Origin of the sequence: Pantoea sp. UBA5923 (genome assembly GCF_002431095.1) — a bacterium.
Lineage (GTDB): Bacteria > Pseudomonadota > Gammaproteobacteria > Enterobacterales > Enterobacteriaceae > Pantoea > Pantoea piersonii.
This window is the reverse complement of record NZ_DJDN01000084.1, coordinates 4,978-6,625: the sequence shown is the minus strand read 5'-3', so window position 1 is coordinate 6,625 and position 1,648 is coordinate 4,978. Positions and strand designations below refer to the sequence as shown.

The window sequence follows — 1,648 nt, the reverse complement described above, 5'->3', positions numbered from 1 at the left end:
GCTGGTGGAGGTGCGCACCGAAGTCGAATGGGACGAAGAGAAAGGCACGCTGCGCGCGCTGCGTCGCGAACAGGCTGGCGTGCTGGTGTTAAAGGCGCAGCCGATGGCGCGTCCGCAGCCTGAGGTGCTGCACGCGGCGATGCTGCGCTGGGTCGCGCAAAAGGGTCTGGCAGTGCTGGGCTGGAGCGAGGCAGCGGAACAGCTACGCGTGCGGCTGCAGTGCGCGGCGCAGTGGTTGCCGGAAGAGACATGGCCCGCCGTAGATGATGAAACGCTGCTGGCGACGCTCGATGTGTGGCTGCTGCCGGAGATGGGCGCGGTGCGCGATCTGAAATCGTTGCAGGCGGTTAACCTTGTCAGCGCGCTATTACATTTGCTCACATGGTCACAACGCCAGCGGCTGGATAGTGCGCTGCCAACTCATTACACTGTGCCGACCGGAAGCCGACTGCCCATTCGCTACCATGCCGACAAACCGCCCGCGCTGGCGGTGCGCATTCAGGAAATGTTTGGCGAGGCGAGCAATCCCGCCGTGGCGGAGGGGCGCGTGCCGCTGGTGCTGGAGCTGTTATCGCCCGCGCAGCGTCCGTTGCAGATTACCCGCGACCTGGCCGCCTTCTGGCGCGGCGCGTATCCGGAGGTGCAAAAAGAGATGAAAGGGCGCTATCCCCGACATCTCTGGCCCGACGATCCGGCCAGCGCCTTGCCCACAAGGCGCACCAAAAAATATTCCCCGCAAGGTTGAGCCAGCTGGATCGATTTCAGAGGGTTCCGCCATGCGGAAGAGGTAAAAGCCGCTAGAGTATCGGCGCAGCCAACGTAATGCCTGGAGAATGAAACCAATGTCTGGGAACGATCGCGAACCCATTGGGCGCAAAGGAAAACAGCCCAAGCCGCCGCGTAACGCTACGCGCCGGGGTCGCCGCAGGGATGAAGACGATTTTGATAATGATGATTTTGATGATGAGGTTGAGGAGAAAGCGCCTGTGCCGCGTAAAAGTAAAGGAAAGCGTCCGCCGCGCGGGAAGCGTCGCTGGTTAAGCTGGCTTATCAGGCTGTTCCTTGTGTTTGTGATCGTCATGGCCGTCTGGGGTGTTTACCTCGACTCTGAGATCCGCGCCCGCATCGACGGAAAAGTGTGGCAGCTACCCGCGACGGTTTATGGCCGCATGGTCAGCCTGGAACCAGGCATGGCCTACAACAAAAAAGAGATGATTGCGCTGCTGGAAGGCACGCAGTATCGCGAGGTGTCGCGCATTACGCGTCCCGGCGAGTTCTCGGTAAAAGGCAACACCATCGATCTGCTGCGCCGTCCGTTTGATTTCCCGGACAGCAAAGAGGGGCAGGTGCACGCGCAGATGGTGTTCGACGGCGATGAGCTGGGCGAAATTAAAAACATCGATTCCGGTCGCGATTTTGGCTTCTTCCGCCTCGATCCACGCCTGATCACCATGTTGCAGTCGCCGAACGGCGAGCAGCGCCTGTTTGTGCCGCGCGCCGGTTTTCCGGATCTGCTGGTCGATACGCTGATCGCCACCGAAGATCGTCATTTCTACGAGCATGACGGCATCAGCCCTTATTCTATCGGCCGCGCCTTCCTCGCCAATATCACGGCCGGGAAAGCGGTGCAGGGCGGCAGTACGCTGAC

The 1,648-nt window shown here is 60.7% G+C and carries 2 protein-coding genes; both read left to right on the top strand.

Annotation, left to right across the window (positions count from 1 at the left end; translation table 11 throughout):
- On the top strand, positions 1-745 hold a 745-nt coding region (locus B3797_RS19360), incomplete at its 5' end, for an ATP-dependent helicase C-terminal domain-containing protein (protein ID WP_311791925.1).
- A gap of 97 nt (positions 746-842) precedes the next feature.
- Positions 843-1,648: transglycosylase domain-containing protein (locus B3797_RS19355; protein WP_311791924.1), on the top strand; the 806-nt coding region annotated here is incomplete at its 3' end.